The organism is Nocardia sp. NPDC058705, assembly GCF_042749305.1.
GTDB lineage: Bacteria > Actinomycetota > Actinomycetes > Mycobacteriales > Mycobacteriaceae > Nocardia.
Genome location: NZ_JBHYRN010000011.1, coordinates 144928 through 163511, shown reverse-complemented (window position 1 = coordinate 163511; position 18584 = coordinate 144928). Strand labels below are relative to the sequence as shown.

General features: G+C 62.3%; 19 protein-coding genes and 1 pseudogene. 11 read left to right on the top strand and 9 right to left on the bottom strand.

The annotated features are described in order from the left end of the window. Window positions 1–13: 13 nt before the first annotated feature. The 6 genes from ACFW6D_RS15930 to ACFW6D_RS15905 form a co-directional block, all read right to left on the bottom strand. Window positions 14–949 carry a PDR/VanB family oxidoreductase gene (locus tag ACFW6D_RS15930; protein ID WP_379328749.1) on the bottom strand — a complete coding sequence of 312 codons (936 nt, stop codon included), beginning with the start codon at window positions 947–949 and terminating at the stop codon, window positions 14–16. A 4-nt stretch (window positions 950–953) separates the two neighbouring features. Next, a complete protein-coding gene (locus ACFW6D_RS15925; protein ID WP_379328747.1) occupies window positions 954–1418 on the bottom strand; it encodes an MOSC domain-containing protein in 465 nt (154 codons plus the stop codon). Next, window positions 1415–2791: a hypothetical protein gene (locus ACFW6D_RS15920; protein WP_379328745.1), complete on the bottom strand. Its 1377-nt coding sequence runs from the start codon at window positions 2789–2791 to the stop codon at window positions 1415–1417. The genes ACFW6D_RS15925 and ACFW6D_RS15920 overlap by 4 nt, the downstream gene beginning before the upstream one ends. After that, window positions 2788–3237, bottom strand: coding sequence for a cobalamin-dependent protein (locus ACFW6D_RS15915; RefSeq protein ID WP_379328743.1), 450 nt, complete (start codon window positions 3235–3237; stop codon window positions 2788–2790). The genes ACFW6D_RS15920 and ACFW6D_RS15915 overlap by 4 nt, the downstream gene beginning before the upstream one ends. A gap of 46 nt (window positions 3238–3283) precedes the next feature. Further along, the gene (locus tag ACFW6D_RS15910; protein ID WP_379328741.1) at window positions 3284–4498 is read right to left on the bottom strand and encodes a fatty acid desaturase; all 1215 of its coding nucleotides are present in this window, start codon (window positions 4496–4498) and stop codon (window positions 3284–3286) included. A gap of 260 nt (window positions 4499–4758) precedes the next feature. Further along, entirely contained in the window at window positions 4759–5781 is a 1023-nt protein-coding gene (locus tag ACFW6D_RS15905; RefSeq protein ID WP_379328739.1) for a hypothetical protein, read from the bottom strand. 278 nt (window positions 5782–6059) lie between these two features. On the opposite strand from ACFW6D_RS15905, the gene ACFW6D_RS15900 reads away from it, so the two are divergent. From ACFW6D_RS15900 to ACFW6D_RS15875, 6 genes are all read left to right on the top strand, one after another. Then, entirely contained in the window at window positions 6060–7994 is a 1935-nt protein-coding gene (locus ACFW6D_RS15900; protein WP_379328737.1) for an FAD/NAD(P)-binding protein, read from the top strand. A gap of 30 nt (window positions 7995–8024) precedes the next feature. Beyond that, window positions 8025–8309 (top strand): YciI family protein, encoded by a 285-nt coding sequence (locus tag ACFW6D_RS15895; protein WP_379328735.1) that lies wholly within the window; start codon window positions 8025–8027, stop codon window positions 8307–8309. A 161-nt stretch (window positions 8310–8470) separates the two neighbouring features. Continuing rightward, complete coding sequence (locus ACFW6D_RS15890; protein ID WP_379328775.1) at window positions 8471–8824, top strand: carboxymuconolactone decarboxylase family protein; 354 nt, start codon at window positions 8471–8473, stop codon at window positions 8822–8824. A gap of 324 nt (window positions 8825–9148) precedes the next feature. Then, complete coding sequence (locus tag ACFW6D_RS15885; protein WP_379328733.1) at window positions 9149–9499, top strand: Lsr2 family protein; 351 nt, start codon at window positions 9149–9151, stop codon at window positions 9497–9499. Window positions 9500–9805: 306 nt separating this feature from the next. Then, complete coding sequence (locus ACFW6D_RS15880) at window positions 9806–10285, top strand: hypothetical protein (protein WP_379328731.1); 480 nt, start codon at window positions 9806–9808, stop codon at window positions 10283–10285. 474 nt (window positions 10286–10759) lie between these two features. Further along, on the top strand, window positions 10760–11497 hold the full coding sequence (locus ACFW6D_RS15875) for a hypothetical protein (protein ID WP_379328729.1): 738 nt from the start codon (window positions 10760–10762) through the stop codon (window positions 11495–11497). 178 nt (window positions 11498–11675) lie between these two features. On the opposite strand, the pseudogene ACFW6D_RS15870 reads toward ACFW6D_RS15875, so the two are convergent. Continuing rightward, window positions 11676–12749 (bottom strand): annotated as a pseudogene (locus ACFW6D_RS15870) (IS3 family transposase). Window positions 12750–13902: 1153 nt separating this feature from the next. Between ACFW6D_RS15870 and ACFW6D_RS15865 the strand changes: the two are divergent. Next, on the top strand, window positions 13903–14883 hold the full coding sequence (locus ACFW6D_RS15865; RefSeq protein WP_379328728.1) for a restriction endonuclease: 981 nt from the start codon (window positions 13903–13905) through the stop codon (window positions 14881–14883). Between the two features lie 117 nt (window positions 14884–15000). Here the strand turns inward: ACFW6D_RS15865 and ACFW6D_RS15860 are convergent, their stop codons facing one another. Together ACFW6D_RS15860 and ACFW6D_RS15855 are read right to left on the bottom strand one after the other, a co-directional pair. Beyond that, window positions 15001–15423, bottom strand: a complete 423-nt coding sequence (locus tag ACFW6D_RS15860; protein ID WP_379328726.1) for a tyrosine-type recombinase/integrase — start codon at window positions 15421–15423, stop codon at window positions 15001–15003. 173 nt (window positions 15424–15596) lie between these two features. Next, complete coding sequence (locus tag ACFW6D_RS15855) at window positions 15597–16538, bottom strand: hypothetical protein (protein ID WP_379328724.1); 942 nt, start codon at window positions 16536–16538, stop codon at window positions 15597–15599. 288 nt (window positions 16539–16826) lie between these two features. Here ACFW6D_RS15855 and ACFW6D_RS15850 point away from each other — a divergent pair, with 288 nt between their 5' ends. From ACFW6D_RS15850 to ACFW6D_RS15835, 4 genes are all read left to right on the top strand, one after another. Beyond that, window positions 16827–17033 (top strand): hypothetical protein, encoded by a 207-nt coding sequence (locus ACFW6D_RS15850; RefSeq protein ID WP_379328722.1) that lies wholly within the window; start codon window positions 16827–16829, stop codon window positions 17031–17033. A gap of 48 nt (window positions 17034–17081) precedes the next feature. Continuing rightward, on the top strand, window positions 17082–17345 hold the full coding sequence (locus ACFW6D_RS15845; RefSeq protein ID WP_379328720.1) for a hypothetical protein: 264 nt from the start codon (window positions 17082–17084) through the stop codon (window positions 17343–17345). Window positions 17346–17439: 94 nt separating this feature from the next. Then, window positions 17440–17976 carry a HEPN domain-containing protein gene (locus ACFW6D_RS15840; RefSeq protein WP_379328718.1) on the top strand — a complete coding sequence of 179 codons (537 nt, stop codon included), beginning with the start codon at window positions 17440–17442 and terminating at the stop codon, window positions 17974–17976. A 35-nt stretch (window positions 17977–18011) separates the two neighbouring features. Next, complete coding sequence (locus ACFW6D_RS15835; protein WP_379328716.1) at window positions 18012–18245, top strand: hypothetical protein; 234 nt, start codon at window positions 18012–18014, stop codon at window positions 18243–18245. Window positions 18246–18584 lie beyond the last annotated feature (339 nt).

Sequence of the window (18584 nt, the reverse complement as noted above, 5' to 3'; positions counted from 1 at the left end):
CTCGGTGTTGGTGTTACAACAGCAATCCCACCACCCCGATCCCGCGAGAGACACACGGGGCCATCGCGGACCGCCGCTCTGTGTCGGACAAGCATTCGTCACGGTGGTCCACCACGCCGTCCACCACCTCGACGACACATGTACCGCAGATGCCACCTTCACATTGGTAGTCGACGTCGACACCCGATCTGAGAAGTGCTTGCAACGCCGACTCGTTTTCTCCGACCCGGACGCATCCGCCGGTTTTGGCCAATTGGAGTTCGAATCCCTCGGTTTCGCGCACATCGAGACGGTCAGATCTTGATCCGAAGAGCTCGTGATAGGCGCGACCCTGCCATTGAGGCAGAACCGGTTCGATATCGCGAAGCATCCTAGGGGGTCCGCAGAAGTAGAGGTGCTCGCCGGGATCCGGTTGCGCGACAACCTCTCGTGCTGTCGGGCGATCTGGCCGGTCTCCGGCATGAATCCTCACCTCGACTCCCAAATCGGCGAGTTCGTCGAGAAAGATTGCGTTGTCGTGCGAGGTCACAAAGTAGTGCAGGACAACTCGGCCAGCTGTCGCGGTAGCGTGCAGTTCGTAGAGCATCGACACAATCGGCGTGAGCCCGATCCCGCCGGCAATGAACCGGAATTTCTCCGCGTTCGGATTGAGGTAGAAGGCTTCTTGCGGGTAGGACAGAAACAACTGGTCACCGACCTGTGTCTCGTGTGCCAGCCGCTTCGAGGCCGAGCCCTTGACGCCGTTGGACCGCACAGCAATTCGCCACGTCTGCTGAGAGGGGGCCCCGCACAGACTGTAAGCGCGTATGGAGCCGTCGTCCAACCGCACCAGTGTGTGCGCCCCAGCACGGTACTCCGGATAGTCCGCGCGGTGCACGGGGCGAAACGTCAACGCTGTGTGTTCATCGGTGAGCCGGCAGACATCGACGACCGTCGATTTGATCAGCAATCGCTTATTTTTTGCCACCGACGGTATCTCCCACATAGGCGACTCCAGCTGTCAGTATTCGGCAGTTGATACCTGATCGCCCCATCAGGGCCGGCATCACGGGTAGTCCGATGAGTTGTTCCAGGTACGCGCACGGCGTATTCTCTCGGCCCGCGAACAACAGGCAGTTACCCAGCCGGAACTCGGTGCCCAGCAGTTGGTTCAGCCTTACTCCCGCGGTGACGACATTGCGCCGAGACTCCTCAGGCAGCAACCTGATCCCGGTTTCGATCGCGATGGCGTCGAGCACCTCTTGTTCGATGATGGTGACCTGACGATCTGGATGAGGGCGGTGAGAGTAGTGACCGCGGCCAGTGGCGTAGCGGTCGCCATCGATACCGTGGTCGGGCACGAGGAGCGCGGATTCGTGGGAAATCATCTCTGCACCAGCTATTTCGGCGGTGTAGATGCCCTTGACGATGCCGATCACTGGGGCGCCCCGCCGATCCCGGTATCGCTGTCCAGGCGGGTGATGAAGTAGTTGATGTCGGCTTCGAGTGCGGCGAACAGCCCCGTCGTCCTGTCACGACCATTCTCAAAGTCGTCAACCAGGCTACGGTTTCGGTGCCGGGACTGCGCAGATAGATTCAACCCGCCGGCGTCGAAGTATCGGATGGCTCCGGTCGGGTCTCGGCGGGGGATGACTGCTGATCGAGCGTATCGGCTGGCGCTGAACGGGATGTCGAGCGTACCTTCGGTGAAGGCGTCCACCACCGCGCTGGAGAGGTCACCGGCGTCCAGTACCGATTCCAATAGCTCCCCGACCTCGGTGAGAATCCACTCGAGCTCGCGATCGCAGCAGTCGGTGTCGTAGGTGACAAAACTGAACAGAGGCGAGGCTGCCAATCGTGCAAGCCGGATCCCTGCTGCGTTCGCCTCTGCGTCCGGTATGCCAGCTGCTTCCTGATAGGTCTTGGTGATCAGTTTCGTCGCGCCGCCGAGCCGCGCCACGAGCGCACCGTACAGAATCAGGGACTCCGCCCCTGCACGGCTGCGCGGAAACGCGCCCATGAACTCGTGCAGCACGGTGAAGACCGAGACATCCGCGGGTAGGTAACGCTGTGCCAGCAGAGGAATCGCTTTCAGCGCCGCGACATCCTGTTCTAGATTGCCTCCTTGCGGATAGGCCACCGAGATGCACTTCACACCTTCTCCCGCCGCCAGGATTGCTTCGATCATGCTGATCGCCAGGCTTATCGATGGTGGCACGAGAACGGCGGTGAGAGTCCCGAACAGTTCGCGGTCGACGATGATGCCGCGTTCTGCCAGACGTCCGCACCCGCGATCGACCTCGCGCCATGCCTGCAGGGACGAAGGTAGCGGGACTGCTTTCGAATACGGCAGATTGTAGGAAATTCCCCCGCCTTCGAAAGACGTGATCCCGCTGGCGACAGCCACATCGAACAGAATCCGGGCATCTGGAGACCCATGCCGGACCTCGAGAGGCACCGAGACCGACTCGTTCAGCTCGCGACCACGGCGCCAGCCGTGCGTGACCAGCGGGTAGCCGTTCAGTGTCTCGGGATGAGTGTTCAGACACCGCAGCGCACTGTCGAAGCGTTGGAGTCTTGTGTGGGAATCGATCGTCAGTGACAGAACATCCGGGTCTGCCTGTTGCGCCAGATCGTGAAGCAAGGCACGCATCTGATCGTGGTCACCCACACCGCATCGCGGCTGGAGGGCGAACCGTCCGTCTCGCCGTGCGGCGGTGAGGGTGTCGTAGGCCGACGGTTTCGATAGGTCCCGGATGTAGATTGCCGTGTCGTCAAGCGAGGGCAGGTCTGCGGCGACCGAGGCTGTCATGACGCACTGCGGCGTAGTGCGCCAGCGGATTCGGCCAGCTGAGTCAAGAGCGTCGGGAGCTCGGTGGCATCGCCAAGCACGAAGTCGACCCCGAGTCCGAACAGTTTGTCGTGGGACTCCGCGGACTTGTCGCTGCCGACGGAGAGGTTGCCTCCGACAACAACTGGACAGCCGATGGCACCGCTCAGCTTGGCCTTGCCCAGATCCCTCAGATCCTCGTGAATGTGCCCATTCAGACTTCCGATGAGTATCGCAAGTGCGTCGGGATGCTCTTGCACTGCAGCGGCGAACTCGGAAATGGGAGTGCAGGTTCCGAGATTGACTACGAAGTAGCCTCGCTCGCGCAGATCATGGGCGATCAATTGATTGGCGACGGCGTGGGCATCGCTCGCCGCGACCCCTAAGATGACAGTTCCGCGGTGGGCCTGAGCCACTCTGATGTCCAACTCGGTTTTCCTAACGTGAAAGAAGGTGCGGCACGGGCTGCCGAATTCAGTCGTCGAACGCGGCGAAGATGGCACGCGAACTGACACTGCCGATCTTGGCGCGATCGTAGAACTCTGGATTCGCTCGACCGAGTGTGTCGAAGACGTGACCGATGGCCTGTGTCAGACCCCAGACTTCGCTGTACGGAGGCCAGTCCGGTCGGGCAGCCTCCTGGTCTGCCTGGCGTTCACTGATGAAGTCGAACCACAGCTTGTGGCGAGGGTAGCGATGGTGAAAATCGTGACACACGGTGTCGCCGGTCAACACCAGATAGCGAGCCGGTGCGTGTACAAAAGCCATCCGGAACATCCATCGCAGCCAGGCAACGATTCTGTGGCCAACTGCTATCCCGCGGTCGGGAACAGCCTCGCCGATGAAGATGGCGTTCGTCAGCGACGCCATCCGGATCTTACCGGTGACATTCTCCTGGCCGGGCTCCGGAAATGTGTGTTTCACACACAGGCGCAGAGTGTTCGAGATCTGAAACAGCGGAAACAGTGGGACTGCCCAACCCACCAGCAGCACCAGCCAGGTTCCCGTGGCTGTAGCCACAGCAGCGGCTCCCACGTAGAAACCGATGGCGATCGATCTCTCGGCTCGCGTTGACCCGGCCCAGAACGACCGGATCCGGCCGATCGCGAAGGAAAGATGGAACGCCGGTGAAATGAGTTTGGCCAGTACCTTCCGCCACATGACCGCGCGGCTCATCCCTGGACCGAGTCCCAGGCCGATCAGGAAGGCCTGGACGGTGGGATCGCGAAGGGTCATGTGGTGGCGGGAGTGGTGTTCGCCGGTGTGCTCCTTGCTGTACTGAGAGAAGTTCTGTACCAGCAGGATCGCCGAACATACTTGCCCGATCGTTTTGTCCAGGCGCTCACGGCGGTACAGGTTCTTATGAGCGGCTTGGTGAAACACCATCATGCGTGCGTTACGCATCCCGTGCAGTGTCATGGCCACACCGATAACACAGAGCACTGTCCAGAATCCTGCAAGCGAGAGCGCAGCAGTCGTCACCGCGACGCCGAACAACATGCTGAGGCACGATCCGACTGTATGAAAGCTGGCACCTAGACGAATATCCGGTTGACCAGCATAGGGCTTTCCGGTGAACAGCGTCAGCGGTAGCTGCGCGAAGCCAGGAAGCCGAAGCATGGAATCGCGCGGATTGTCCGACATCACGACACTACGACCGAATACCGCTTTGGGCTCGTCAATTGTCAACGCTTCCCCTCCTTCCGAGAACACCGTCGACATCTCGTTCGTGCAGAGGCTGGAGTCGGCTCTCGCAGGTATACAACAATGCCGAACTGCCCGCGCCTGCCCGCGGCGAATGTCAACGGAAAGGTCGAGAATGAGATATGCACAAGCGGTCAACCAGCGGCTCGGACGAGCTCGTACCGGGACTCTCCATCCACAGGATGGGCAAGGTCAATCTACCTCAACGAGGTACAGCGTTGTCAACTAGGTTCTGCGGCTGGACATTACGTGCGGTGAATGACCACCAGGGCAGGAGTTACCGCCGCTGGCTCATCTAGGATCTGCGCCCGCATCTGTGCGCGAACGAGCTGACCGTCCCGGGTTTTCAGCCGCACGGGCAGACTCTGAGCTTGAGTCGGTGGCAACGCCGCTATCCGGTCGGCATCGAGGGCATTGACATCGGAAGAGGAAATCATCACAGCTTTGGTGAGCTCACCGCCGGTCGGCCAGTCGACTTCGGGCAGTCCTTGACCGATCCACCGCAGCAGTCTCAAGTTCGGCAACTCCACCAGGGCCGATTGCGTGCCTGTCGCCTGACCGTGCAGCATTCCCAGGATCGATCGATTGGAAGAACCAGCACCATCGAAGCCGGTCACGTCGATGCTCGTGCCCCGCCAGAGCCGACCGTGCTCAGCTGACTCGACGATCCGACCGAACGAATGAAACCGCCGTAGCAGCTGGTTTGCCGAGGGCACCCAAAACGTCTCACCGACAAGCTGATCAGGTTCGGCCTCATCCACTTCGGTCAGCACACGAGCGACGTTGATGGCATCTTCTGGCCCCAGCATCTGAAGGAATTCGTGAATCGAGCGGTTCCGCCGAGAGGCGGACTCAAGCCCGTACAGGCTGCACAGCTCGTCGGACCAATAGGTGATCCGCCGATCCGGCACCCAAGTCCACGCTCCGGCCTGCGGCACCTCGGGCGGGTTGAGCTCCGCCGAGCCGACCCACACGGCAACAGAGTGCACCGCACCATCGATGCCCCGCACCCCCCGACCTATATGACGCTCGGGGACACTGCGGCGAACGACCCGGATATCGACGTCAAGCCCTGTTTCGGTGACTCGCCTCGCGACACCGACCGCTGCCTCGGCGAAGCGGGACGGCCGCAATCGGCTGGCCGAACGACCGTTCACGATCGACTGTTTGTGGGCCAACACCAACTCGTTGCCTATCACCTGCCCGTCGATGAAGGTCCACCCGTTCGTCGCGAGACCATCCGAACCGGACGCATTGCCACTGGACATGAAGCCCCCTGTCGAGCACGGTTGGCGCCGAAATCTGCGCCAACCGAACGGTAACATTCCGGCCGTCATGGCATCGATGAAGATTGTTGCGAGACATTCGCTAGTACTGCGTTCCGTGTTGCGCAGTTGACAGGCAGCGAAACCTCGAGGCAACCTTCAGTCGGCGCTTCGGCGCCTCCGCGTCCTGCGGGCTGACCACGATCGCCCCAGTCGACCCTTCTCCATATCCATCAACTGTGCTGCGCAATTCTGTGCAGCAGCGTGCTCTTGGGGGTCGAATGCCGAAAACCGATCTAGTCGTCGTCGGCGCGGGACCGCGCGGGGTGATCACAGTAGAACGACTGTGTGCCAATGTGATCGACCTCGATATCACCGATCCGGTGACGGTTCATCTGGTAGATCCGTACCCAGCCGGCGGTGGGCGAATCTGGAACACCGACCAGCCACGATCACTGCTGATGAACACGGTCGCCTCCGACATCACCGTGTTCACCGACTCCACGGTGCAATGTGATGGGCCGATCGTTCCAGGCCCCAGCCACTACGAGTGGGCAATGTCAGTGGCACGCGGCGAGGAAACCGCGACCGCGCCGACTATCGCCGAGGCCGCACAGATGGTGCCGTGGTCCTATCCGTCCCGTCCGATGCAAGGCGAATACCTCCGCTCGGCCCTTCGCCAAATCATCGACCGGGCACCGCACAATGTCCAGATCGTCGAGCACACAACGACAGCAACTTCTTTCGAAGAGCACGATGGCCGCTACCTCGTGGGGCTACTCGACCAATCAGTGCTGACCGCCGATGCAGTGGTGCTTGCTGTCGGCCATTTCGAGACAGCCCCGTCCCCGCGGGCCACCGCGCTCCTCGATACGGCTCGCCGCCTCGGACTCGTGTATGTGCCACCTGGCAACGCAGGTGAAGTCGACCTGAACCAGATTCCCGATCACAACCCCGTGATCCTGAATGGACTGGGACTGAATTTCTTCGACTATGTGACACTGCTGACCGCCGGCAGAGGTGGCCGATTCGTTCAAAACCACAGCGGAGGGCTCCGCTACCTCCCCTCCGGTCGAGAACCGGTCATCCTGGCAGCTTCTCGCCGAGGTGTGCCCTACCTGGCCAGAGCAGAGCACCAAACGGCCAACGTCGCTCGCTATCAGCCCCGCTACCTCACCACCGAGGTCGTTCAGTCCTTCCGGCGACGAGCACAAAGCAGCGCGATCGACTTTCGCACCGAGGTGTGGCCGCTGGTGGAGAAGGAGACCGCCTGGGTCTACTACAAAACACTGCTCGCCGAAAACCCAACCGCAGTCTCGCAGCTGACATCATGTCTTGATCAGTTCCATTGGGGCACACCGGAAATAAGCGACACCCTCGACCGACTAGTTCCCTCGCTCCACGACCGACTCGATTGGCGCACGATCGACCGGCCCGCCGACAACCTTCACTTTCGCACCCGGGCGGCCTACACACAGTGGGTCGAGGCGAAACTCGACGCCGACTACCGCGCCTCGGAGCAAGGACCGATCACGCACGCGCTCAAAGCTGTCGGCGCCATCATGCGTGACCTCCGCGACGAGGTCCGGCAGATAATCTCCCATCAGGGCATCAGCGGCGAGTCCTACCGCGACCACATCGACAACTGGTTCAGCGGACTGAACAACCTGATCGCCTCCGGCCCTCCCCGATCACGCATCGCAGAACTGTCCGCGCTCTCGCGCGCAGGAATCGTCAGCTTCGCCGGACCCAACCCAACGATTTCTGTCGACGAATCCGCACACCACTTCGTAATCGGCTCGCCAGCGGTCGCCGAATCCAGCGCAACCGCACACGTACTCATCGATGCGTTCTTGCCCAAGAACGACATTCGCTCGACAACAGATCCGCTACTCGACTCGATGGTCAAGTCGGGACACTGCCGACCCCACATCATCCCCACCGCTGCAGGAGAACCCTATGAGACCGGCGGAATCGACGTCGACGACCAGAGGTTCCGAGTATTACGAGCAAATGGGACTCCGCACCTGGCGGTGCATTCCTACGGTCCGCCGATCGAGTCGGTGCAGTGGGTCACGGCGATCGGTGCACGGCCCGGCGTGAATTCCCGCACCCTCCTTCAAGCCGACTCGATCGCACGCTCAATCCTGGAGCACGTCGCCAGTCTATCGACGCACACCCGTTTCGCCGTCGACACAGTCTCGGTCGCCTCCTAGCTGCACCCATCCACCGGAAGGTCGAAGCACATGGCAATCTATGCCGTCACCTACCACTACGATCCCGAGCTGGCCGACGCCAGAGCCGCCGTCAGAGCCGAACACAACGAATGGCTCGCGGCTCTCGTCGACGAGGGCCAGGCGATGTGTACCGGGCCGTTCAGCGATGGTGGGGGCGGACTGCTCATCTTCGAGGCCGCCTCGGAACAGCTGCTGGTGGTACTCCTCGCCGCGGACCCTTTCGCGAGGGGACACCTGATCGAGTCGACCCAGATCAGAGAGTGGCGGCCGATCCACGGCCACGTGGGCAAATAGCCCCGCAGCCGAGGCGATGGAATCCGCGGCATCCACATCGAGACAGTCGGCACGGCACTCTGAATATGACTGCCGACCAAAGTAATACACGATCACAGGGAGTTTCCGTGGTGCAAGAGGACGCGCTTGATGGCTCGACGGTGTTCGCTCACGGCGCCGCGATGCGCCGAGCAGTACTTGGGGACAGCTATGTCGATTCGGCCATCACACGAACCGAGAACACAGAGTCAGCAAGCATTCAACAGTTCGTCACCGAACACGTCTGGGCTGCGATCTGGACAAGGCCGCAGTTGGACCTCCGCAGCCGCAGCCTCCTCACTCTAGGGTTCCTCACCGCGCTGCGCGCGCACGACGAATTGGCGGCGCACGTGCGCGGTGCTCTCACCAACGGGCTGACCCGAGAGGAGATCACGGAAGTGGTTGTGCATGCGGTCGGATATTGCGGTGCTCCAGCCGCGCTTGCTGCGATGCGCGTAATTCAGCAGACATTCGACGCTGAACCGCTCGGAATTTGATGCGCACCGGTCTACCTGGCTACAGCACGCCCGCTGGCCTGACGACTTCGGCATGATCCGTCCGCTCGAGGCGATGCAGTCGCGAGCGGACGGATGTACAGGCAATTCGCGTTGGGCGCGGCAAAACGCAGATCTAGGCGGCACGGAATTCTCAAGTCTTGTATCGGCGACGGAAAGTGGCGTCCGAACCGGTTAGCGGCCAGCGTAGGTGGTCCTCGACTTCGCGACCCACTGCTGCCAGTGCGCTGGCACAGGATGTGCTCGACTAGCTTGCGGCTACTACGATCCGTGAACACCCTATGCACTCGAACGAAAAGGATCCCCATGGCACGCAAAGTCATTGTCAGCCTCATCGACGACTTCGACGGCACCTCCGAAGCAGACCAGACCGTCACCTTCGCAATCGACGGAGTCGCCTACGAAATCGACCTCTCCGACACCAACGCCACCAAACTGCGCGAGACCTTCGACCAGTGGCTCCCCTACGCCCGCCGAATCGGCCGCGCCAAGACATCCACCGGCCGAATCGCCGCGAAAACTCCTGCGACCGCACCGACTCGACGCAACGACCTCACTGACATCCGTACATGGGCCAGCAAGAACGGCCACACAGTGTCGACCCGCGGACGGATCTCGGCCGACGTTATCGCCGCCTATGAGGCTGCGTCCGCATAGCGCAGAAGGTCAGTCAGGACCAGGACGGCGCATACGCAACTGGATGCCCAGCCAGTAGCTCGACCATCCCGAGCCGTGTCGACGCCAAAAGGCACAAGAGGTCTCGCTTCCGCATCCACGAAGCGATCGGCGAAATTCGTTCTTGCCGAGGGCTTTCCAATCAGGACGGATTCGGCGGGCTGACTGATGTCGCCGCGCGACGATTTTCTGCAGAACGGCGACGTGACCGGTGAAGGCAGGCCCCCACGCTCGGCGCGTCAATGCCCCATACTCACCCTCCCGACCCTTTCCCACGTAGCGAGTCGCATGGAGCGCGGTGCAGGGGTCATAGCTCGACCCCTGCACGTCACCGGGTATGCAATCACTACCCTTGAGGCTGATGCCGTCGATGCGGTCAAGACTCTCGCGGCGGTCTCCGATCCTGTGCAATTCGAAACCGAGCCGTTCATCAGCGATCGCACAGCGCCTCGGTCGGTCCCTTCGATCATTCAGATCAGTATCACCGAGGCTGACGCAGAATCTGACACCGACGAGGAGGCCCAGCCGGAAGCCGCTACCGACCTCGGTCCGATTGCAGCAACCGCCGCAGGTCCGGTGAACGAGCTCATCGCGGCGGTTGCCGAAAAGCTCGTCTGCCTGGTTGCGGACACTACCGCACCGCGTGCAGTGCGAGTTCGGTCGATTCGCGCCATTCAAAAAATCATCGAATACGGTGTACGACATACCCTCGAACGAGCACTAGCTTCGCGAATAACCCCACAGGTTGATGCTGAGCCGAGGCCATAACCACGATCGCGCGCCGCATACGGGCCGGCGCCTCGCCACTGCGCGCGATCTTGGCGAGCTTGCGACCTTCTTCCGGGGTCGCCGCTCTGACGAATACATCCGGTTTCCGAGCCACCGGCACCACCTCCACCGGGCAGCATCACCGCTCTGGCGCTGAGTTCAACCCGACCACCCGACGGACTACCGCAGCAACCCTCCGATACGAGGCACTAGCTACCCAGCCGCGTTCATTGCAGGCCACGCAATTCCACCCAGCTCAGCTCCGACCGCCGTCGCGCTGACCGCGCATGTCTTCTGCCCTGGGAACGCCTGAACCCTGACCGGTATCGCGTCAGGGCTCAGTCGATGCTTGCGTGCGTCAGCCGATGGCTCGCGGAATTCGAGCGTGGCTTGCCGTTGCATCCGCTGGTCCGGCGAGAACCTTGTGCAATGACTCTGCACACTTATGTCGCCGCAGGCGGGGTAGTGATATGCATGTCCGACTCGCGCACGACCTACCACGACCGACCTACCACCGACAACACCATCAAAGCGGTGGCCTACCCCCTCGACCGCAGGGCGGCCGCGGGTGAGCCAGTCGCCGTGGTCATGGTCGCCGAACGCAGCGCCTTCACCCCTCAGGACAACTACGCCGACCCGGTGCAGGCCGCGGACGTCGTGCGGGAAGCACTGTCGGACCCGCCGTTCGGCAGCGTGACAGAGCTGGCGATTGCGACCTGGAAAGCGTTGCGGGAGAGAATGTTCGACTGCCCAGACTGCCAGGAAGCGCGCGACGTGTGTTACGCCGACGAAAAGAGCGAGCGCTGGGAGGCCGAACTCGACGACATCGAAGCTCCCGGCGCATGCGGCCATGACCTGGAAATGCATGTCGTCGGCTTCGACCCCACCCTGGGCGCCCGGCCCGTGCGTTACACGCGCTCGTGGGGATCGGCTTCCGCCGACCGGCTTCCCGAACCCGAGGAGCTACCGGAACGGACAGCCTTCCGATCGGGGTTCAGCGCACCCGAAGACAGGAAAGTGCTCGACTACCCTCCGAGCCCGCCGGGCCAGTACCACAGACTCATCGAAGAGATGCGGCAGTGGTTCACCCAGACCGCCGGACAACCCAAGTTGATCGCCACCATCGGAGGCCAGATCCGGACGCTGGTGATAAACCCGCGTACAGGCATCAACGAGCTTCCGTCCTGGGAACTCGGCACATCGACGCCATAGAGCAGTGCCCACCAGCGAGATTCCGGCACGCTGCACTCGGGCGACCGTACTGATCGGTCCCCGGTGACGAGACCACCCGGGAGTAGAGCCAGGTGATGTCGTTCCGTGTTCAGTTGATCCCGCACGCCGCCGGATGGTGGGTGTGGGTGCAGGCCGCAGCGTACTCGGCCGGCGTCAGCTAGCCCAGCGCCGAATGTCGATGCCGCAGATTGTGATCCGCTTTGAAGTCGCCGATCACGACCCGGGCTTCGAGGAGGGTGGTCCAGTGGTTGTGGTTCAAGTACTCGGTCCGCAATCGGCGGTTGAACGACTCGATGAACCCGTTGTTCCAGGGCGTGCCCGGCGGAATATAGGAGATCCCGACCCTGTCGGCGCAGAACCGTTGCAGCGCATGGGAAATCATCTCTGGACCGTTATCCATCCGCAGCACCCGCGGCAGCCCACCGACCACGGTGAACACTTTCTCCAGCTCTGTGACCAGCCGGTCGGCGGCGATCGACCGCTCCACCACGTGCAACAGCGATTCACGGGTGTGTTCATCGATCATCGACGCGATCTTCACCGCCCGACCGTCGATGGTCGAGTCGAACTGGAAATCCAACGCCACACCACTTTCGGCGCATCCGCCTCAACCGGAGGTGCCGAGGAGATGCCGGCCCGTTTCCGGGGATGATGCTGGCGGACCTGCAGGCCCTCCTCCCGCCAAAGCCGGTGCACTTTCTTGATGTTGATGCCTGCGCCCTCGTCGAACCGCAACGCTGCCCAGGCACGCTTGAACCCGTGACCTGGGCTTTTCGCCGCGTAGCCGCGCAGGCAGGCCCGTAGAACGACATCGGGATCGGCTGGTGTCTGCGGCGGTCGGCAACCGACGATACGTCGATCGGTGGAGCCCGACGACCTTGCACGCGAAACGCTCGGAAATGCCCTTGACCTGCTGGAGCATCTCCACCGCCCGGTGCTTGGCCGCCGAGCTCAGAATTTCCTTCGCGATCTCCCGCAGCGCGTATTTCTCCAGCTCGGCGTCGGCCAGCAGCCGCTTCAACCGGGCATTCTGCTCGCGCAGTCCTTTCAGCTCTTTCGCGGCGGCGGTGTCGACACCGCCGTACTGTCGGCGCCAGTTGTAGAGCGTCGCAGGCGATATCCCGATCTCGGCCGCGATCTCCTCGCCGGTCCTGCCTGCCGCGGTCAGCTCGTCGGCTCGCCGCAGTTTCCGCACGATGTCCTCGGCGGAGTGCCGTTTCCGTCCTGCCATGTCGATCAGTGTCCCTTCTAAGCCCTCACCAGGCCGAACAGGGCTCTAATCCGGGGCGGACTCATTCACCGGGGACCGAGGGCGCGCTGGTCGCTAGTCAGCCCAACGGCGCCGCGTCCTGGTTCCGCTCAGTACAACCGGAGAGCAACCCGAACCGGACGCGCAGGCTTTCCCGCCAGAATCCGGTGTCGGAATGGGTGTGGTCGCCCGCGGTGGTGCATGAGCCGGTGATCAGATTGAACGAATGGAAGCAAGCGCAGGAGGTCACCGCTGCGCTGCGGGCGCGGGGCCGCAGAACATCGAGTCTCTACTGCATATCCTTGCGGCGGCTCGTCGGTTGAGCATGCCTTTCGCCGCGATCACCAGTGGTGACACCCACGTGGTGTACCAGATCGGGGACCGAAGAAGTAGTGCTGCCCACCCGATTCCCCGAGTCCGTCACTTCAACAGGTTATTGCCGATTTGGAGGCGGTATGAGCAAGCACGTCGAATGCCGGGCGTGCAGGCGCGGTCGAGCCTGGGTGGGGTGCGCTGCCGAGCATGGGGTCTACGGGCACGGTCGGACGCTGAAGTTGTTGAGTGCCAACATTTCCGATCGTCTCGCGCATGTCGGTGACAGCGGCCAGGTCACTGTCGTCGCGGTGACACCAGAGCTTGAGGAGCTGCGCGATGCCGAGGTCCCATACATGGATGTGCTACGCGAGGCGGTAGTTTCCCTGGCGCTGCGGTCGACCACAGCGAGAGACATCGTGCAGGTGACGGGAGCGTCGACCAAGCACGTCAACGCGTACCTCGCAGAACTTTCGGGACCGCCGCGACCCGACAGCCGGGCAGCGATCGGCGAGAAAGGGAAGTCGCGGAATGGGAGCTGTCGCGGTAGCACCACGCTCCAACGAGGAGGGCATGCGGGCCGAGTTGTTCGCGCGTCCACGATCTGAAAGTCGCCGAGGCTGCTGAACGCCCGGCAGTGCCGCTGCCATGGCAGTCGAGCGGGCTTGAGCGGCTGCTCAGCGAATCGGCGCACCGAACACGGCAATCGCGGGCAGTGTGCGATCGCGAGGCCGATCTTCCGCCGTGGGAGCTGGAATCACGGGACCGATCGACGCGATCGATACATCACGTCCCTATGTGCGTCGGGCAGTAACCTCAGCGGGTGGCTGTTTACTCCCTCGACGAGTGGCGGGCCGTGGTGCGCGGAAGCCTACCCGCCCCGACCCCGGATTACCCTGTTATCACTTTTCCATCTGACGAACTCCGCGCCGCCTACCTGAAGAAGGCATCGGCCTGGCCGGAGAACGAAGTGCGCGACACACTACGGATCATGCTTGGTCAGTCCAGAAACATCCCGGAGTGGGACGACCTCCAGCTTCAAATCATAAAGTCCGCCCGGCTTTCGTCTGATTCAGGAGGCAACGGTGATCATCAGTCCTTCAGCGAGTATGAGCGGCGCCTCATACTTCGGGCACATGGGAAAAGCAGCGAGCCGACGTGGCCGGGACTGACCTGGGTGCTTGATCTACTTCCGCGCGATCCTCGGCAGGCCATCAGTGCGACTTCGGCATACTTCGATGTTCATTGGCAGGTGATGCCGGATATGCGTGTCACCGGTCTGCTCGACGCAATGGCGATCATGCGCCACCGCTATATCATGGAAGGAGAGACTGAGCTCGACGCAAAAGTCTCGCTACTTCGCAGCATCAACCCCCATGATATCGAATACCTTGCAGCCGCACTCTATGCGAGGAAGGGCTACAAGGTGAACGTAACTCCAGGACAAAAAGACGGCGGCAAAGACATCATCGCCCACAAGAACTCGGAGATCATATACATCGAGTGCAAGAATTGGGAACAACGGGTGGATGTCAAGGAGGTTCGCGCTTTCTTCGGAGTTTCATCCGGAGATCCGGTGACGCGCGCAGTGATGATCTCGATATCCGGATTCACCGAGCACGGACCCGAGGCCGCACTCAAGTGGGCCCAGGGGCCAACGCGACGTCACCGTATAGACCTTGTCGATGGGCGCTCGCTAGCGCAGGACCTCAACGAACACCTCGGAACCGATTGGGCCCAGAGGTTGGACTTGATCATCGCCTACCAGAAGAAAGGCAATATTCAGCAGATGGAATCCGAATAGCTACATGAGTGGACCATTTGGGGGAAATTGTCAACAGCAGGCAAAGTTGCGGTCAGCTCGCCTCTGCCCAGACCAGCTGGCATAGCAGCTCTGCCAGCCGACACTCCGGGTCGACAGCTATCGGATACCGGCCGTTTTCCTGCGCGCACCACGGATCGAATCCAGCACCCGCGCAATGTCGGTGGCTGCGGCCGGGCGCGGGAGCCGCTTGGGCACGGTGATCGTGTCGACCTTGTCCATCGGGTTCGCGGCCAGGCGGTCGTGGCGTACCGCCCACCGGCAGAACGCGGAGAGCGCGGCCCGCTTGCGTTTGCGGGTCGCCGGCGGCTGCTCGGTGATCCCGGACAGGAATGCCCGCACCGGTGGCACGTCCATCGCGGCGAGGTCGCCGTCGACGTACTCGGCGAAGCCGGTCAGGTCGCCGCGGTAGGCGCGGATCGTGTTAGTGGGCCGGTTCGCGTTTGTCAGGTCGGTCAGGAAGTCGTCGATGTGGACTTCCATCGGCACGCCGATGAAGCGGTCTTCGAACTCGATTTCCATGCCGCCCTAACCCCTTCTCCGCGACGCCCGTGCCGTGCGTCGACGAAAGAGGCCCGATAACCAGGAATCGAACCCGCTGCGCCGCGCGCCGTCGCGCCAGCTCGTTCGACCCGAACCTAGGCGTTGTTGCCCGATAACCACGGTTATCGGGCAACAACGCCTAGCCGCTCGTGCTACTCCTGTTCGCTTTGGTAGTAGCGCGGCGCCCACGCTGTAATAGTCGGTTTCAACCGGGGGGAGAGATGCTCGGTCTCCCAGTGTTTACCCTCAGCGAGGGTTTGCGCCTCGAACAGCCCCACTGCACACTCCGTCACGAGCACGGCGGATATCAGCGCGTCCGCAACAAGGTTGTAGTAGTCGGTTTCGCCGTCAATGACGTTCAACGTCCAGTGATAGCCATGGGTGAAGCTCGACCCGATCGAGTAGAAGGCCTTCGTTGCGGGCCCGAAGGCACTGCTCAGACCTTTCTCGTGCGGGGGCGGATTGTCTTCGATCCACTCCGCCGCCAAGACAGCAGTGTTGCTGTACCCCGGGATTCCCGTTCCTCGCGCAGCCCCCGCTGAAGCAGGAATGACATGCTCGTTCAAATGCTCATAGGCCTCGCTCAGCTTCCCGGCATCCTCATTACGTGCTGCCCGAGCGAGTGATTCGAACCCCAGCCATTTGCTCTGCTCGCCGAGCTCCTTGCTGGCCTCGGCCGCGCATCTTCGGCGTCGGGTCTCTCGGTCCTGGCTACTGAGCAGCCATATTGTCCGAGCTGAGGTCTCAACAGCTGTCCTGCAGAGGACCAGAATCGAAGACGGCCAAGCCGGGGATCCGCCCGGCTTAGACCCAGTACCTTCGAGCCAATTGGATGCAAGCACCTCAACGGCGGCCAGGTGTTCAGCAGCTACCGATGCTGGAAAACGGGCATGCCACGTCACCGGATTCTCCAGCTCAAGCTCCGGGAGGAAGCCTGCATCGTCAAGTTGTAATGAACTACCTGGAGCCGGGTCGGTGGGACTCGTCGCCCAATCTCTGAGCTCTGCACCACGCTTCGACCACTTTCTGATCGTCTTGAGGTGCTCGATCCGGTGGATCATGTCGTCGTACATGCTTGCTTGCGCCGAGTTCATTCGCCAATAGTTCACGAACAGAAGGCCTCAGAACAGAACTTTGCCCCCGCTCGGCTGTGAACGACCTCGAACATCACAAAGCGGACTTCGACCACGGAGGCTGGTCCAGCACTGAGACGATGGCATCGACTGCGGCCGTAGGTTCGGGCCGAAGCTGGCGACCGACCAAACCATCGGAAGGACCTCATGGCCTGGAATTCCGCAGGAGACACCGTGTTTGGGCCGATAGCCGACATTCTGCTCAAATGCGACGCACCTCCCGAATTCATCACCTCAACCCTCACCGCTGTGATTGAAGGGCTCTTCCACAACGACTGGGGCTACGACGGTGCGCTCAGCTCCCTCGCCGAGTTCGCCGAGTACCCCGCGGTCGTCGCGGCCTTCAGAAACAACGAGGTCCCCGACCCGGACGACCCTGAGTACGCCGTCATCCTCGCCGACCTCGAACTCGCTGCAACGTCGACAGCACGAGCACTCGACAATTCGCCCACCTGAGCATGGATCAAAGACAGTACTGTCGGCCCGCGTCGATACCGTGACAACGTGATCCCCGACTACACGCCGCCCGGCACCTACTCATCGATCCGGAGTGCCGCTGTCTTCCGCATCGAGCAATACGAGCGCGAAGGCGCCGAGACTCCGTTTGACCCGAAGCAACTCGGCGTCCACGCTCGGGTTCTGAAAAAGCTCTTCGACACTCACACCACCGCAGACCAATCCACCGAATCCGCCTGTATTGAGTGCGGTCGACCGTGGCCGTGCGACACCATCCGCCTCATCTTCGTGCCTCCCAGCGCTCTCGACTAGCGGCGAAAGCCCGCTTCTCTCACCTGCTTCGCAGCTGTAGGCCGAACTGGTCGAGGCAGAGGCTCGTGCACCCCTCGTAGGTAACTTGCCGACCATGACCAACAACGCCGTGAACACGGCCTACAACAGCCCCTTCATCTGCACGAAGGATCACGAGAGTGCCGATCCGGTCTTGTGCCTGTCGCGCGCCAACTTCGGGGATCCGACCAAGGAGACCTTCGAAGAGTTCGCCTTCGCCGCCGGTGTCCTCATCAAGAGTCGGCTGGTGCTCGGCCAGCCCGCCTTCTTCATGACCCGGCAGGTGGCCGAGCTCGCGCTCAAGGCGCTGCTCCCCACGTCGATGCAGGCATCGAAGTTCCGGCACGACCTGGAGAAGCTGCTCACCTACCTTCAGGGCCTCGGCGACGACCTGTTCGCCGGCGGCACCGAGCAGACGCAGATCGTCGAGTTCATCCGGGAGCTCAATCGTCTCGACCCGGGCGGCGACGGTGGTCGATACTCCCACACCACGAGCGATGCCCCCGCCCTCGCAGGTGTCTGCCACGCTGAGCCGGATCTCCTGCTCGACGAGCTCAACCGGCTCGTCACCTACACCGCCACCCGCCTGGGCATGCAGCCTTTCACCGTCTGACCGGCGAACCCGCCTGCCGTACCGCTCACGGCGGTATGGCTGGACGGAAGACGTCGGTGAGCTTCGACGACGAAACCCTGGAAATCCTCGCTCGCCGCGCGAGCGAGGCAGGCATGGACCGCTCGGCGTTCCTGGCGTCGCTGGTCCACCGCGACGACATGCGCCAGCGCCTGGCCGCCGACAGCGCGACCCTCAACGCCACGGGCTACACCCCCGACCGGGCGAGCGCGTTGACCGCGAGACTGATCAGCCGCGCCCGGGCCAGCTGATGGCCCACCCCCGATTCGGCGAGGTGTGGAACGCCCCGTCGGGATCGGTCCTGCCCGGCGGAATGCTGTGCCTGATCGTCAGTAGCGACGACTTCAACCGCATCCGCCGCCAATTCGTCATCGTCGAGGTCGTCAGCGATCCACTCAGCGGCGACGCGATCATCTGCGACCTCGGCCCGGTCGGTATCGCTCACCGGCGCCCCCTTCACCGTCGGTTTGTCCTGGTTCGCCGAGCCCGAGAGTCCGATCGCGGTACTCGACGAGCCGATCGCCCGTCGCGCGGCCGATCAGATCCGCGCGATCCTCGGACCCTGACTCCGATGCGCGATACGGACGACG

Coding starts and splice junctions, on each gene's coding strand:
- ACFW6D_RS15920 (WP_379328745.1), bottom strand. CDS start 2,791: ATGACAGCCTCGGTCGCCGCAGACCTGCCCTCGCTTGACGACACGGCA.
- ACFW6D_RS15905 (WP_379328739.1), bottom strand. CDS start 5,781: ATGTCCAGTGGCAATGCGTCCGGTTCGGATGGTCTCGCGACGAACGGG.
- ACFW6D_RS15900 (WP_379328737.1), top strand. CDS start 6,060: ATGCCGAAAACCGATCTAGTCGTCGTCGGCGCGGGACCGCGCGGGGTG.
- ACFW6D_RS15895 (WP_379328735.1), top strand. CDS start 8,025: ATGGCAATCTATGCCGTCACCTACCACTACGATCCCGAGCTGGCCGAC.
- ACFW6D_RS15890 (WP_379328775.1), top strand. CDS start 8,471: ATGCGCCGAGCAGTACTTGGGGACAGCTATGTCGATTCGGCCATCACA.
- ACFW6D_RS15885 (WP_379328733.1), top strand. CDS start 9,149: ATGGCACGCAAAGTCATTGTCAGCCTCATCGACGACTTCGACGGCACC.
- ACFW6D_RS15880 (WP_379328731.1), top strand. CDS start 9,806: ATGGAGCGCGGTGCAGGGGTCATAGCTCGACCCCTGCACGTCACCGGG.
- ACFW6D_RS15875 (WP_379328729.1), top strand. CDS start 10,760: ATGTCCGACTCGCGCACGACCTACCACGACCGACCTACCACCGACAAC.
- ACFW6D_RS15860 (WP_379328726.1), bottom strand. CDS start 15,423: ATGGAAATCGAGTTCGAAGACCGCTTCATCGGCGTGCCGATGGAAGTC.
- ACFW6D_RS15855 (WP_379328724.1), bottom strand. CDS start 16,538: ATGAACTCGGCGCAAGCAAGCATGTACGACGACATGATCCACCGGATC.
- ACFW6D_RS15840 (WP_379328718.1), top strand. CDS start 17,440: ATGACCAACAACGCCGTGAACACGGCCTACAACAGCCCCTTCATCTGC.
- ACFW6D_RS15835 (WP_379328716.1), top strand. CDS start 18,012: ATGGCTGGACGGAAGACGTCGGTGAGCTTCGACGACGAAACCCTGGAA.